The following is a 14,759-nucleotide window of genomic DNA, read 5'->3' on the forward strand; positions in this document are numbered from 1 at the left end:
CATAACTGATACTAGTAAAAAATTTAAGGAGTCTACCAAATCATGGCAGTTACACTTACAAAAGGACAACGTATATCACTCGATAAAGTAGCACCAGGGCTAACTGAGGTATTTGTTGGTCTTGGATGGGATGTCAAAGCAATGGACACCGGCTTCGCTTTTGATTTAGATGCATCAGCTTTCATAGTGGGGAGTAACGATAAACTAATTTCAGATAACCACTTCATTTTCTACAACAATCTTCTCAGCCCAGATCCAAATAACTCAGTTCAACACACAGGAGATAATCTAACAGGCGCAGGCGATGGTGATGATGAAGTCATCAAAATTAATCTGCAAAAGGTTCCTGCTGAGGTTCATAAAATTTTTATTACTGTAACCATTCACGAAGCCGCAGAACGGAAGCAAAATTTTGGTCAAGTTCAAAATGCTTTTGTGCGCGTCGTTAATGCTCAGAGCAATCAAGAAGTAGTCCGGTATGACCTAGTGGAGGATTACTCAATCGAAACTGCATTAATTATGGCTGAACTCTATCGTAAAGACGGAGAGTGGCGTTTAAATGCCGTTGGTTCAGGCTATCAAGGTGGATTAAAAGCTTTACTAGACCGTTTTAGCTAGGAGATTGAGTATGGCAATTAGTTTACAAAAAGGACAACGGATTTCACTTTCTAAAGAAGCGCCTGGTCTAAGCAAAATGATGTGTGGACTGGGCTGGGATGTCGCTAAACGCTCAGGCGGTGGATTTTTTAGTAATTTTGGTGGCGGTAAAGACTATGACCTAGATGCATCTGTAATCTGTCTGGATGTAAATGGCAAGTTAACGGCTAAAGAGAATATTATCTTCTTCGGTAATCTTCAGCATTTGTCTGGAGCCATAACTCACACAGGGGACAATTTAACTGGTGCAGGTGATGGCGATGATGAGGTAATTATAGTTGATTTGCCGCGCGTACCTGCCGAGATTGTCAAGTTACTTTTCGTAGTCAATATTTACGATTCCATTGCCCGTAAGCAAGACTTTAGTCAAATTGAAAATGCTTTTGTGCGCCTGGTTAATGCAGCTAATAACAAAGAACTGGCTCGATATAACCTCTCTGGTAAGGAGTATTTGGGCATGACTGGGATGGTCTTGGCTGAAGTTTATCGACACAATGATGACTGGAAAATGGCAGCTATTGGCAATGGTGTCAATGTCAATGGTATAGGTGAACTCGCTAGTTCCTACTCTTAAATACTGAGCAAACTTGTAATTATGGCTATTACACTTCAAAAGAGTGGTGATTCCCACAAAATAGACCTGAGTAAAGCAGGTAAATCTAAGCCACTGACGGTTCATATCAACCTGAATTGGAATCAGCAGTCCAATCAAAAGGCTGGATTCTTTTACAAGCTGCTTGGAGGTAACAATGCTCCTGACCTTGACTTAGGCTGTATGTATGAAACTGTTAATGGCGAAAAAGGGGTCGTCCAGCCTGTAGGGGGAAACTTTGGATCAAAAAATTCTCCTCCTTACATCTTTCTTGATAAAGATGACCGTACCGGAGCAGCTTCAGACGGCGAAAATATGTTCATTTACAGACCAGACACAATTAAACGAGTGATGTTTTTTGCCCTAATTTATCAGGGAACACCCGATTTTAAGTCTGTAGGTGGTCGGATGCTTTTCAAAATCAGTAATGGCGAGGAAATTTATCTAGAGCTTAATAATCCAGATACAAATCGACCTTTTTGTGCTGCGGCTATGGTAAGTAACATTGGCTCTGAAGTCACGATTTTGAAGGAAGAGAAATACTTTAGTGGTCATGAAGAAGCAGACAAACACTATCATTTTGGCTTTAGCTGGGTAGCTGGTTCTAAGTAAAATGTCGCTCTACGATCGCCTGAATCTAACTAAGACAAATCCTAATCTAGAAGTTCCGATTTGGGAACGTATTAATCTTGATAGACCTTCAAAACCTTGCTGTCAAGGTTGCCGTTCTCGTATCCAAACTAATTGGCGAATGTGTCCATATTGTGGATGGTTGATTGTTGGAAAAAACAGCGAAATTCGCCATTGTCTTTGGGTGAATATTTCAGGCATGATTATCGATACTGAAGATAATAGCACCATGCTAGAAGTTATGGCAGATGCGCTTGCTAAAGTCTTCAGTGCTTTTAGAAGTATTAATGTGTTTTTGACCTCAGATCCACCCGATGAAAAAGAGTGGAACCAAAACTTTACCCATATCTATGTGTTAGTTGATCAGCAACCAGTTGACTACTTAGGAATAGCTAGTTTCACTCATGGGAAAGTTACAAATATTGCTGCTGTTCGCATAGATCAAATACTTCATGTCTCTGATCGAGCAAGTCTAAATTTGGCTCAATTGTCTAATTTGATTGCTAATACTATTACCCACGAAATTGGTCACACTTTGGGATTAGATCACTCCCAACTACCAACAGATGTGATGCACGATGGACTCGATCATGGAATTCACAGTTTGATGCCTCCTTCATTCCATGTTGAGCAGATCATCTTGATGAATAATGCTATTCGTAAACATAAATCTTCATCAATATGAATTGGTATTGAACTTCTGAACTTTGAGCAAGTATTGGAAATTCGTCATTATTTACTTTGAAAAGCATTCAATATAGCGGTTATCGGTTGAGTGAGGTACAAGGAACCCCACCCCCAACCCCCTCCCCGCAAGCGAGGAGGGGGCTATGATGTGTACCTCATCTGATTAGGAAACGCTATATTCTCCTTTGGCAGCACTCTTCTTAGCTAAAGGAGTTTGAGATTTTAATCCATTTATTTAGGTACAAAAACTGAATATGCTTACTCGTAAAACCAGCGATCGCGTTCTGCCATTTCAGGGACTCACATCGGCTCAGGTAAAACTTAACCGCGAAAAGTATGGTGCTAACATTTTTACTCCCCCAGAACGCGAACCGTTGTGGAAATTGTTCTTAGAAAAATTTGAAGATCCAGTAATTCGGATTCTGATGATTGCGGCAGCGATCGCTATTAGTGTCGGTATTTTTGAAGGTGAATATGCTGAAGGCTTAGGTATTGTGGCTGCTATCTTATTAGCGACAACTCTCGCTTTTGCCAACGAATACAAAGCCAGTAAAGAATTTGATATTCTCAACCAAGTTTATGACGAAGTTTTTATCAAAGTCATCCGGGATAACAGCTTTACCACCGTTAAGCGCAAAGATTTAGTTTTTGGTGATGTTGTATATGTAGAACAAGGTGAAGAAATCCCAGCTGATGGACAAATTTTAGAAGAAATTTCTCTAGAAATTGACCAGTCAAAAATCACGGGAGAACCGGAACCAGTCAAAAAGCTTACTCAGGCTGACGCAGAAAGTCAAGGTATTGAAGAAGAAACTTATCCACCTTACAAGATTTATCGCAGTACGATTGTTGAAGAAGGACAGGGTTATTTTGAAGTCACTGCTGTTGGTGACAATACAGAAATTGGTAAATTGGCAACAGCAATTGCTGGCATCGAAAACACAGAAGATACACCGCTTAATCATCAACTAGAAAAACTTAGTAAACTGATTGGTGTAGTTGGTCTGGGATTTGCTGGTTTCACTTTCGTATCTTTACTGGTGCGCGGTTTTGTCACTAAAGAATTAAGCCTGAGTTCTCAACAGTGGTATGTTGTCGGACTGTCAATTATTAGTGTATTAATCGCACTTAGCCGAGTATGGCTACCTGTGGTTTATGATGCTTCGGAGTTAGCTGGTAGCAAACTTGCAGCACCGAAATGGCTGGAAAATAAGAGTTTTCTCAGTTGGCTGAAAACAGTTGGGATAGGACTAATATTTTTAACTATCGGACTTGGTTTAGGCTATCCTCTAGGACTAATCCCTAGCTCTATAAATAGCTGGGTTCCTAGTAGTGTTGCTAAAGCATTACTGCACTACTTTATGGTAGCTGTGACAATTATTGTGGTAGCTGTACCAGAAGGTTTGGCGATGAGTGTTACCCTCAGCCTTGCCTACAGTATGAAAAAGATGGCAGCTTCTAATAATTTGGTGCGTCGGATGCACGCTTGCGAAACAATTGGTTCAGCTACGGTAATTTGCTCTGATAAAACTGGCACTCTTACCCAAAATCAAATGCGGGTGTATGAAGTCAATTTTCCCAGTCTTAATTCTCAACTATTGCCAGCATTTAAAGATGTGAAAGGTTTAATAGTGGAGGCGATCGCAGTTAATAGTACTGCTGATTTAGAGAAAAAACCTTTGCAGCCTTCTCGTCCTATTGGCAATCCCACAGAAGGAGCTTTACTTTTATGGCTAGATAGCCAGGATATTGATTACATATCTTACCGGGGTAACTTTCAAATCAAATCTCGAATGCCTTTTTCTGGTCATCAAAAATACATGGCTACAATCGGCATTTCCTCTGTAACTGGAGAGGATGTGCTTTATGTGAAAGGAGCGCCAGAGGTAATTTTGGAGCGTTGCTCGCAAATTCTCACAGAGCAAGGACTAGAATCACTCAAGAATAAAGCCGCGATCGCATCTGCAATTAAAGAATATCAAAGACGAGGAATGCGGGCACTAGGGTTTGCTTATGATAACGTCTCACAGCATTCGAGTCAGACGAACTTGGACGAAATTGCTCACGATCTGACGTGGCTGGGGTTTGTGGCAATTTCAGACCCTTTGCGTCCAGAAGTACCTGATGCGATCCAAGCCTGTTTACACGCAGGAATACAAGTCAAAGTTGTAACAGGTGATAACTCGGAGACGGCTAAGGAAATTGCTCGTCAAATTGGACTTTGGCAAGAAGAAGATGACTTTAATAGCGGTTATTTACATTTGACTGGTCAACAATTTGCCCAACTGAGTGACGAAGAAGCAAATCAGGCGGTGCTGCAATTAAAGGTACTTTCCAGAGCGCGACCACTTGATAAGCTGCGGCTAGTGAAACTGTTACAGGAAAATGGTGAAGTGGTTGCTGTCACCGGAGATGGTACAAACGATGCAGCTGCTCTCAAGCAAGCTCAGGTAGGTTTGGCAATGGGAAGTGGTACAGCGATCGCTAAAGAAGCTAGTGATATCATTTTACTTGATGATTCTTTCCACAGTATTGTGAATGCAGTTGTCTGGGGGCGATCGCTTTACCTAAATATCCAACGATTTATTCTGTTTCAGTTAACAATCAACGTTGTGGCGTTGGGAATTGCTTTAATTGGGCCATTTATCGGTGTAGCGCTACCTCTAACTGTCACCCAAATGCTCTGGGTGAACTTAATTATGGATACCTTTGCTGCTTTGGCTTTGGCGACAGAACCCCCTCATTTGAGCGTGATGCAGCACTCTCCTCGTAACCCGCAAGCCTTTATTGTCACCAAAGCAATGGCACAGAATATTTTTACTGTTGGGTTAGCATTTTTGATTTTTCTGATTGGTTTTTTACGCTACATCCGTCGGGATGGGGAAATCACTCCTTATGAGCTTTCCGTGTTCTTCGGCGTGTTCGTAATGTTACAGTTCTGGAATTTGTTCAATGCTCGATGCTTGGGGTTAAAGCAGTCTGCCTTGAAAGGCTTGTCTAAGAATAAAGGATTTCTAGCGATCGCTATCACCATTTTTGTCGGACAGATATTGATTATTCAGTTTGGTGGTAGCGTTTTTAGAACAGTGCCTTTGTCTTTGGTGGACTGGATAAATGTAATTGTTGGAACATCAACAGTGCTTTGGATTGGTGAGCTATGGCGCCTCATAATGCGGTTGAAATTGAAAAATCATCTGCGACAATCCTATTAACTACTTGGCAGATGGTTGGTAAACCAATGTCAAAAACAGTATCGGTAGTTTTAATCCCAAGGAGTTGAGTAAAATTTAGAACTGGGATTAAATCTTAAATAGAAAGTTAGAAAACGGTAGAGCAATAAATACTCTACCGTTTTTTGTCTGAAAATATCTGGGGTTGCGATCGTTATATTTTTACTGTAATTGTGGAATATATATAGCTGTTTTCAGTGTAAATTCTGGAAATACAAAAAACTTAACCCTTCTGTATTTTGTGCGGTGATTCTCCTTTTGTTCAAGATTAGAGCCATGAACTAAAGGGTTCCTATCGCTTTTTGGCATAGCTCTAATTTATGGTTTATATGGATTTAAACTCTAACAAGCATTTATTTAATAAGTTAATTTTAATACCTTAAAATGATTTAATGCTCTGATCTTAACTTGACTCTAATTTCCGATCGCTTATAGCGCCACCGCCAATTTTTCATGTGCATTCGTTTCAATCAATGGTCACGAAGTATTCAGAATTTTATAACCCGCAACTTGGGTTATTACTAAAGTTGGGATATTGGTTATCAACCAGATGTGCTTTTTTCACAAGCCAGCTAAATAAAAGATTAGCGAGCTTTAATTGTCTAAAAATCTGTTGGGGATCTGCAAGATGGGTTTTTGGTAATTGTTGTCCTATTTCTTTGAAAACTAGACCAAGAGGCACATTGATTTCATCTTGGAGTTTCAAACAGCGCGTGAACAGCGAACCGTAAGCTGCAATTAGCGAACCAACTCCGCCTCGCGCCTGTCCCCAGCCAATAAAATAGAGTCCCTTGTAATCATCAAAAAAAGAACCGCCATAGCATTTAACTACTGCTCCTTCAATACGCTGAAGTTCTGGGGGTAGGAAAGGATAAGCAAGGTTGTAACCTGTTGCACAAACAATGAGGTCAAATGCCTCTCGACTACCATCAACAAATTCAACTTCCCAACCATCAAGGTGACGCACCGCAGGTTTAGGAATAATTCGTCCATGTTTGATGTAGTAGGGCACTTCATTGTTCAGAGTCGGATGCTTGTCAAAAACTCGATACTTGGGTTTGGATAAACCATAATTTTCGTGCGTCCCGAAGCTCAGGCGGATAATTCCGTGAGCCATAAGCCGCTGAAACCATTGTGGCATCCACCATTTTATTAAGTCAGCAACTGGGACTCCCGCAAAAGACTTTGGGATAAACCACACTGATTCGCGCATACTCAGAACAGATTTAGCACTAACGCGGGCTGCTTCTGCGGCCAGATCGCAAGCTGAGTTTCCACCTCCAATCACCAAAACTCGCTGACCACGCAACTGATCTGGATGCTTGTAATCTTTAGAATGGATAATGTTACCGTGGAATTCTCCCTGAAATTTAGGAAAACGTTTGCACCAGTGATGCCCATTGCACATCACTACCCCTTTATAGATTCGCTGTTCTCCATCAGCAAAGGTCACTTCCCAAAGATTGTTTTCAACTGGGCGGACGTAATTAACTGTACGATTCAGTTCAATCTGTGCACGTAAATCAAAATAATCTGTAAAAGCGTTTAAATAATCCCGCATGTTCTGCGCGCTGGGAAAATCGGGATAATTATCAGGCATGGGGAAATGGGTAAATTGGGTAATTTTGCGTGACGAAATAATGTGGGCGGTTTCGTAAACGCCGTGATACCAATTTCCGCCAACATCATCACTGGCATCAACTTGGTCGTAAGGAATATCGGCAGCCTTAAGTGCCCAAGCCATACCTAATCCAACAAAACCAGCCCCGATAATCAGCTGTTTGTGAGTCTTATCAAAAATCTTCTGAGTTTTACTACTTTCCTTTACCAACTTTCAAGCTCCTAAGAAATGCATCATTAATCCAGTTCACTATCTGAGGAAAATATCGTTTGATAAGATGGGCTTTTTTAGCTGTGGCATCGGGAAAGACATGCAATTTATTGTGAATAATTCCTTTAATTGTGGCGCGCATTACCTGGGCTGGGTCGGTTGCTACATGTTCTAGAAAGTCGTCGTTACCCTTGGCAAAACTTCCAAACCGTTCACACTGGAGAATTGGAGTACGGCTAAAAAAGGGATAGACAGCTGTAACCTTTACATTGTAGTCTTTTACTTCATGGAAAACCCCTTCACTAAATCCACGCAAACCAAATTTGCTAGCTGCGTAATGAGTTAATCCAGGCGATGCCCACCAACCTGCTAACGATGAAATATTGACAATATGACCTCGTTGACGAGCAATCATATCAGCAGCAAATAGGGCGCTTAACCGCATCGGTGTTAGTAGATTTATCTGCATGAGACGTTCCCATTTCTCACTTGGAATTTCATCCATGCGACCAAAGACCGCAATACCAGCATTGTTAATCAAAATATCGACAGGAATATTGAGTGCTTTGACTTGACGATACAGGTTTTCACATCCCTCACTGGTTGAAAGATCAATAGTTAGGTAAGCTAGTACTTGACCAGTTGCGACTCGGCACTGAATCAATTCAACTCGTTCACGCAGCACAACTTCATTTAGATCCGTTAAAATCAGTCGGCTACCAGCCTCTAACAACTGTCGCGTCAGTTCCTGTCCAAACCCACCAGCAGCACCAGTGATCAGTACAACCGTCTTGTCTAGCTGGGTCATAATCTCTTTTCCAAATTATTAATTAATATTGGTGCGAATATCTTGTTTCATGGTTATTATGAATTGAAAATACAAGATGAACGCATCTAAGAGGGTGTTTGAAAAGTTATACGGTGTGATTTTTTACCCCCCTTAATCCCCCCGATATATTGGGGGGAAACAAGAAAATCAAGTTCCCTCACGCCAGATGCTTCAAGTCGGCAAAGCCGCCCAACGCAGTGGCTCCCCAATATATCGGGAGGGTTAGGGTGGGGTAAAAATATTTGATACATCAATCACGACTTGTTCATTCATCCTCTAAAAGTATTTAACAAAAAACGATATTTATAATTTATCAATTTTTGGTAACTTAATAAAACAGAATTCAAAAGCGGAGCCGAAGACGCTACGCCTTTGGCTAGAATCACACTAGCCAAAGGTGCGATTGTATTATCAACGCCAAAACCGTCGTCATAAGCCGTGAAAACTCACCAAAGCAATTTCACCTCGCTAACTTATGCTCACAGAGGACCCTCGCCAAAAATAATCGCTGCATCGTCACTGCCAGTTGTGTTTTTTGTTCCACTGTAACCAGCCTTAACTATTGCGAATGCTTATTTACCACTGGCGTTGACACGAGTGGTGGAATTTTTATTCTGCTGTGCAACTACATATAAGTTACGCTTAACTGTTTATCCACTAATACACAACCATTGGAACTTTCCTTGCATTGACTTCAGGCTTTACGATCGGACAACGTACTTTCGCAACACTCGCTTAATAAATCATTTTTTATTAGCAGCGGGTTGAGGTTGAATTAATTCTCGCCTTGCCCACCGTTCTATAAATTCAGATAAAGAAAAATTCTGTATAAAAAATTATTTTTCACAAATCAGATACGATTCTTATATTAATAATATTGAGTCTCGAAGTAGCCTATTTACCGCAGCTACCTCAAGCATTATATTAATCAATTAACGAAAGCTAAATCTCAACTACTCAACTGCAACAATTGGTTATTTGGCTGAGTAGCTTCATTGCTCATTACTTGTTGGAGAACTGCTTCTCTGATATTGACAAATACTTCACTATTTCTATCTCGCGGGCGTGAAAGTCTCACAGGCAAATCTAGAGAAATCTGTCCTTTTTCAATCACTATCACTCGGTCTGCCAACGCCACAGCCTCTTCCACATCATGAGTAACCAAAAACGCAGTAAATCTTCGCTCTTGCCACAAGTTCTCAATCAAATGCTGCATCTCTAGGCGAGTTAGAGCATCCAATGCTCCCAAAGGTTCATCTAGCAACAACAAACGGGGCTGACTGACTAACGCTCTTGCCAATGACACCCGTTGCCGTTGTCCACCAGATAAGACATATGGCCACTCATCAGCCCGATCTTTGAGTCCGACTTTATTGAGTGCCCACAAAGCTTTTTCACGCCAATTACCTTCTAAGCCCAACCCCACGTTCTCAACAACGCGCTTCCACGGCAGCAAGCGGGGGTCTTGAAACATCACTGTTACGGAACGGCTGAGTCTACGCAGGGGTTCTCCATCCAGTAGTATTCCGCCTGAAGTTGCTTTATCTAGTCCTGACACAAGACGCAATAAGGTACTCTTACCGCAACCACTACGTCCAACAATAGCGACAAATTCACCTGCTTCAACTTCTAAATTCAGCGAGTTTAAAACAGTTTTCTTGCCAAAAGTCTTTGTCAAATCCAGAATACTTAGTTGTGTGCCTTGTACATTTGAACTCACTTGCAAAACCTCCATTTTTAAGACAATCGGGATTTAATTATTTGATCGGACGTTGAAAAAAGTAAATCACACTCAAAATGAATAGAAGTCAAAAGTTATAATCAAGATTTCTCAACTTTTTATCCGAACAGAATTCAGGAGTCAGGAGTCAGAATTCAGAATGAATTCTGTACGACTGGCGGATGAATAAATGGGTTTAAGACCCCCACCAAATTTTAAATTTGGTGGTCTTTAATCAGTCGCGGGTCTGAATCCCCGACTGATTGATTCTGACTCCTGAATTCTGACTTCTGAATTCTTCTTCAATTTGGTGATTTTGGCATTCATGACTTTTGATAATTGGGGTTCCAAGCCAAGAATTTTGTTTCTAATCCTCTGGCAAAAGCATCTGCTAATTTACCCAGCAGTGCATAGATCACAATACTCAAGACGACAACATCAGTTTGCATAAACTCACGGGCATTCATTGCCATATAACCAAGGCCGGAATCTGCCGCGATCGTTTCTGCCACAATTAGTGTCAGCCACATAATCCCCAAGGAAAAACGGACACCAACGAGAATCGAAGACAAGGCTCCTGGAAAAATAATTTGCCACAGAAGTTGTGGTGTTTTCAATCCATAGACTTTTCCCATCTCAATCAATCCAGGGTCAACACTACGGATGCCATGAAATGTATTGAGATATAATGGGAAAAATACCCCTATAGATACTAGAAATAATCTAGCTTGCTCGCCAATTCCAAACCAGAGAATCACTAGCGGAATTAATGCCAAATTAGGGATAGTGCGGAGCATTTGCAGGGAACTATCTAATAACTTTTCGGCTACAGGGGAAAAACCATTGAGCAATCCCAAGCCGAAACCAATGCTGCCACCAATTATAAAACCAGATATCGCCCGCCCAGCACTAATTCCGATATTTTGAAACAGTTCTCCAGTTGATCCTAGTTTAATCGCTGTAGCAATTACGCCACTAGGGGCTGGTAAAATTCTGCTTGAAAGTAAACCAGTTCTGGAAGCAAGTTCCCAAAGTAGTAACACTAAAAGAGGGACAATCCAGGGAACTATTTTTTGGAGTTGCGGGTTTTCTAACACCTCGCTCAGGGATATCTTATTATTGCTTTTGGTGGGTTTAAAGGTAATAGTCATCGAATTTTAGATTTTAGATTGTTCACAAGATGAATCTCGAAGCTTCGTCAGCAGAATTTGTAATTTGCTCTTTAATTACGAATTATTAGGTCATGAGGCACTCGTTAGTTGTTGAGCAAATTTTTCATTGGTGACGATTTCGCTAACAGTACTCAAGACTGGTGGCGTTAAAGGTGCAGGTTCGCTCTGCAAAGGTAGACGTGGAAATAATAATTCAGCAGTGCGATACGCTTCTTCTAAATGGGGATATCCAGAAAAAACGAAGGTTTCTATGCCTAAATTGCGATATTCCAGCATCCTCGCGGCAACCGTGTCGGGATCTCCAACTAGGGCTGTACCAGCACCACACCGCACCAATCCAATTCCTGTCCACAGGTTGGGGCTAATCTCTAAGGTTTTTCGACTACCACTATGTAGTTGACTCATGCGCTGCTGTCCTTCAGAATCAGAACTAGCCAAGTCTTTCTGAGCTTTGGCGATCGCATCCTCATCCACATACTTAATTAGCTCATTGGCAGCATCCCAAGCCGCAGATTCGGTTTCTCGCACAATTACATGCAAGCGAATCCCAAAACGTACTGTTCTACCTTGTTCAGCCGCCAGTTGCCGAACTTCAGCAATCTTTTGGGCTACTTGCTGTGGTGGTTCGCCCCAAGTCAGGTAAACATCAATGTGTTTCGCAGCAACTCGCTTGGCAGCAGCAGATGAACCACCAAACCATAAGGGTGGATAGGGTTTTTGAACTGGTGGAAATAAGAGCTTACCGCCTTTGATATCCAGGTAGTTTCCTTTAAAATTGACTGTTTCTCCACTGACGATACCTCGCCAAACTGTAAGAAATTCATGGGTTAAATCATAGCGATCGTCATGACTAAGATGCAAACCATCGCCAGCAAGTTGCACCGGATCGCCACCTGTCACCACGTTAATCAACAATCTTCCTTTAGAAATTCGGTCAAATGTTGCTGCCATCCGTGCAGCAGCACCTGGGGAAGTAATTCCTGGGCGAATTGCCACGAGAAATTTCATCCGCTTGGTGACAGAGATAAAAGCGGCGGCGGTGATCCAAGCATCTTCACAAGAACTCCCTGTGGGTAACAATGCGCCTGTGTAGCCCAAATTATCTACAGCTTGGGCAATTTGCTGCAAATAATCAGGTGTGACAACACGAGAGCCAATATCTGTGCCTAAATAGCGTCCGTCATGAGATCCAGTAGGAATAAACCAGAGAATTTGCATATTTATCAGGGTATGAAATTAAATTTACTATTTTCCGATCTAATTACCGTAGTATTTAGTCAAAATCTTATCTGACATTATATAAAAATCAAACCTAATTTAACTATTAGTAAAAAATGGCTGCCTGAACAACTAACCCCTTAGTCACCAATTTTGACACTATTGTAACGGAATGACTGTGTTGGAAAACACAAGTTTTCACTTAGTAAGCCACATTTCAGGAGTGCGAAGGAGTCACTGTGTTGCGGTGAGTCCAGCGCCCTCCAGTATTGCAGATTCGCACTATTAACAGCACTTAGTCCAGAAGTTTGACATCTAAAGCATCTTCGCCTGTAGAAGATTTGCGATCGCGGATTGTGTAGTAGTACTAGAACACGGTCAAATACATCAAGGTAGGCACTCATGACGAACTAATGGCACTAGGCGGACAGTATCACTACCTTTACTGGCTATGAACTTCACGATATAGATTGAAAAAGAAGAGGATGGACGCAATAAGCTGAAGTGATTGGTTTATCCTGGTGTACTGGCTTATGGGCAGACACAAGAAGAAGCAGTTGCTAGAGTTCAAGCATTAGCTCTGCGTGTATTGCCTGATAAGCTGGAACATGGGTAAGGAACCCACACGCGATCGCGCCAGTACAGCCCAAAAATTTGATGTTTTTAAGCAAATCGGCATCTTTTTAGGATTAACTTTATAATTTATCTGAGTACAAATTTGGTAAATACTAATGTTGCAATCTATTGAAGGAGTATATAAGAACGGCAAGATACAACTCTCAGAATTACTATCTAATGTATCAGAAAGCCGTGTTATTGTCACTTTTATAGAACCAAAAAAATCTCAAAACCCAAAGCTTATAATGCAGGTTGGTATGTTTTCTGGAAATAAACAATCAACAGAAAAAGATTTTCACCTTACTGAATTTCATGGAGATACCGAAGACGGATTAGATTGGTCATAGGTAATCATGAAGTACGTGATTGATACTCATACTCTCATCTGGTTTCTCGAAGGAAATTCCCGATTAGGTGCTAATGCCAATGCTATTCTTTCTAATCCTGATTCCCAGTTAGTTATACCAGCTACAACATTAGCCGAAGCTGTTTGGATTGTTGAGAGATATTTACGCTACTTATATTTACCATCGCCTCGACAATTTTACCAATTCCTGCTTCGGCGGCAGCAACAGCAGCAGATCACTCAAGCACGATAGAGATAATTATTGGATTTTTAGGTATTATTGTGGGATTTTTCTTAGGTATATTTTCTTAACTAACCTAATAAGAGTTTTAGCTATTCGCGGAATTTTCTGATGCTATCGTGAATTTTGTTACTTAATATAAGGAAGTTAACTTAAGTAATTTATCAACATTAAAGTTAAGACACAACTGCCATGCAATGTATATTTCAGAATGCCAAAAGATTAATTTCAATTTGCTTACTTACACTGCTCATAGTGACTAGCGCTCTGACGATTTCACCTGCTCCAGCTCAGGCAGCAACAGGAAATGTGATAATTTTCAACTGTGAGTCAGGCAGTAACTGTGGAAATCTTGCGGCATTTGCTGCGGGAGTGCTTTCGGGTAGCGCGGTAACGCTGATGGCTACGGGGCAAACGGCAGTTATAGCAGGGGCTGGGGCTGCGGTTGGTTCAGCAGTAGCAGGGGCAGCGATTGGAACTTTAACTGCGGTTGGTTCAGCCGTAGCAGCTCCGGTATTACTTCCATTAGCTGCAACAGCAGCAGTTGGCTATGTTGGATACGGCGCATGGAAAGCTCTTAACCACAGTGAACCAAACCTTTGAATTTATTTGATTACAAGAGTTGTACAAGATTAAATTTAAACTTTGCACAAGACGTCTGGGACAAATATTATTTTTAGCCCTTTGGTAAACTTATCAAAGGGCTTTTACTGTTTAAAAACCTACTGTTCCTCTTCTCTCTTCCTCAGTGTTCTCTGCGCCTCTGTGGTTCGTTTCTCCTAAATCTCCACAAATAACCATTAAAGAAACTTAAATGCGTAGGCGCAGCCCACCGTAGGCATCGCACTTAAATCCATCCAGAACAGAGGTGCTTGAAAGGTTGATTACAAGCTGATTTCAGCAGATTATGTTTCCATGACTATGATATGATTGCACGAGAGCAACTGTTCAAAATTTCAGTTAATAGTTTTTTGTAGTCAGTGAACAA

At 41.3% G+C, this 14,759-nt stretch carries 13 protein-coding genes; 8 read left to right on the plus strand and 5 right to left on the minus strand.

What is annotated here, in order from left to right:
• Positions 1-42 precede the first annotated feature (42 nt).
• From V7K31_RS01605 to V7K31_RS01625, 5 genes are all read left to right on the plus strand, one after another.
• Positions 43-618 carry a TerD family protein gene (locus tag V7K31_RS01605; RefSeq protein WP_292825940.1) on the plus strand — a complete coding sequence of 192 codons (576 nt, stop codon included), beginning with the start codon at positions 43-45 and terminating at the stop codon, positions 616-618.
• 10 nt (positions 619-628) lie between these two features.
• Positions 629-1,231: a TerD family protein gene (locus V7K31_RS01610; RefSeq protein ID WP_335092188.1), complete on the plus strand. Its 603-nt coding sequence runs from the start codon at positions 629-631 to the stop codon at positions 1,229-1,231.
• A gap of 21 nt (positions 1,232-1,252) precedes the next feature.
• Positions 1,253-1,861, plus strand: coding sequence for a tellurium resistance protein TerA (locus tag V7K31_RS01615; RefSeq protein WP_335092189.1), 609 nt, complete (start codon positions 1,253-1,255; stop codon positions 1,859-1,861).
• A 1-nt stretch (position 1,862) separates the two neighbouring features.
• Positions 1,863-2,564: a matrixin family metalloprotease gene (locus tag V7K31_RS01620; RefSeq protein WP_335092190.1), complete on the plus strand. Its 702-nt coding sequence runs from the start codon at positions 1,863-1,865 to the stop codon at positions 2,562-2,564.
• Between the two features lie 256 nt (positions 2,565-2,820).
• The gene (locus V7K31_RS01625; protein WP_335092192.1) at positions 2,821-5,778 is read left to right on the plus strand and encodes a calcium-translocating P-type ATPase, PMCA-type; all 2,958 of its coding nucleotides are present in this window, start codon (positions 2,821-2,823) and stop codon (positions 5,776-5,778) included.
• 514 nt (positions 5,779-6,292) lie between these two features.
• Here V7K31_RS01625 and V7K31_RS01630 read toward each other — a convergent pair.
• The 5 genes from V7K31_RS01630 to ssuD form a co-directional block, all read right to left on the minus strand.
• Entirely contained in the window at positions 6,293-7,627 is a 1,335-nt protein-coding gene (locus V7K31_RS01630; protein WP_335092194.1) for a flavin-containing monooxygenase, read from the minus strand.
• Positions 7,611-8,435, minus strand: a complete 825-nt coding sequence (locus V7K31_RS01635) for an SDR family NAD(P)-dependent oxidoreductase (RefSeq protein ID WP_335092196.1) — start codon at positions 8,433-8,435, stop codon at positions 7,611-7,613. Before V7K31_RS01635 ends, V7K31_RS01630 begins: the two co-directional genes overlap by 17 nt.
• Positions 8,436-9,405: 970 nt before the next feature.
• A complete protein-coding gene (locus V7K31_RS01640; RefSeq protein WP_335092198.1) occupies positions 9,406-10,176 on the minus strand; it encodes an ATP-binding cassette domain-containing protein in 771 nt (256 codons plus the stop codon).
• A 323-nt stretch (positions 10,177-10,499) separates the two neighbouring features.
• A complete protein-coding gene (locus tag V7K31_RS01645; RefSeq protein WP_335092199.1) occupies positions 10,500-11,327 on the minus strand; it encodes an ABC transporter permease subunit in 828 nt (275 codons plus the stop codon).
• Positions 11,328-11,417: 90 nt separating this feature from the next.
• A complete protein-coding gene (gene ssuD / locus V7K31_RS01650) occupies positions 11,418-12,566 on the minus strand; it encodes an FMNH2-dependent alkanesulfonate monooxygenase (protein ID WP_335092200.1) in 1,149 nt (382 codons plus the stop codon).
• Between the two features lie 731 nt (positions 12,567-13,297).
• Here ssuD and V7K31_RS01655 point away from each other — a divergent pair.
• From V7K31_RS01655 to V7K31_RS01665, 3 genes are all read left to right on the plus strand, one after another.
• Positions 13,298-13,531 carry a hypothetical protein gene (locus V7K31_RS01655; RefSeq protein ID WP_335092201.1) on the plus strand — a complete coding sequence of 78 codons (234 nt, stop codon included), beginning with the start codon at positions 13,298-13,300 and terminating at the stop codon, positions 13,529-13,531.
• A 6-nt stretch (positions 13,532-13,537) separates the two neighbouring features.
• A complete protein-coding gene (locus tag V7K31_RS01660; protein ID WP_335092202.1) occupies positions 13,538-13,783 on the plus strand; it encodes a type II toxin-antitoxin system VapC family toxin in 246 nt (81 codons plus the stop codon).
• Positions 13,784-14,080: 297 nt separating this feature from the next.
• Positions 14,081-14,374 carry a hypothetical protein gene (locus V7K31_RS01665; RefSeq protein WP_335092203.1) on the plus strand — a complete coding sequence of 98 codons (294 nt, stop codon included), beginning with the start codon at positions 14,081-14,083 and terminating at the stop codon, positions 14,372-14,374.
• The last annotated feature ends 385 nt before the right edge of the window (positions 14,375-14,759 follow it).

This window comes from Nostoc sp. (assembly GCF_036917675.1).
In the GTDB taxonomy this organism is placed as follows: domain Bacteria; phylum Cyanobacteriota; class Cyanobacteriia; order Cyanobacteriales; family Nostocaceae; genus Nostoc.

Coding starts and splice junctions, on each gene's coding strand:
- V7K31_RS01605 (WP_292825940.1), top strand. CDS start 43: ATGGCAGTTACACTTACAAAAGGACAACGTATATCACTCGATAAAGTA.
- V7K31_RS01610 (WP_335092188.1), top strand. CDS start 629: ATGGCAATTAGTTTACAAAAAGGACAACGGATTTCACTTTCTAAAGAA.
- V7K31_RS01615 (WP_335092189.1), top strand. CDS start 1,253: ATGGCTATTACACTTCAAAAGAGTGGTGATTCCCACAAAATAGACCTG.
- V7K31_RS01620 (WP_335092190.1), top strand. CDS start 1,863: ATGTCGCTCTACGATCGCCTGAATCTAACTAAGACAAATCCTAATCTA.
- V7K31_RS01625 (WP_335092192.1), top strand. CDS start 2,821: ATGCTTACTCGTAAAACCAGCGATCGCGTTCTGCCATTTCAGGGACTC.
- V7K31_RS01635 (WP_335092196.1), bottom strand. CDS start 8,435: ATGACCCAGCTAGACAAGACGGTTGTACTGATCACTGGTGCTGCTGGT.
- V7K31_RS01645 (WP_335092199.1), bottom strand. CDS start 11,327: ATGACTATTACCTTTAAACCCACCAAAAGCAATAATAAGATATCCCTG.
- ssuD (WP_335092200.1), bottom strand. CDS start 12,566: ATGCAAATTCTCTGGTTTATTCCTACTGGATCTCATGACGGACGCTAT.
- V7K31_RS01655 (WP_335092201.1), top strand. CDS start 13,298: ATGTTGCAATCTATTGAAGGAGTATATAAGAACGGCAAGATACAACTC.
- V7K31_RS01660 (WP_335092202.1), top strand. CDS start 13,538: ATGAAGTACGTGATTGATACTCATACTCTCATCTGGTTTCTCGAAGGA.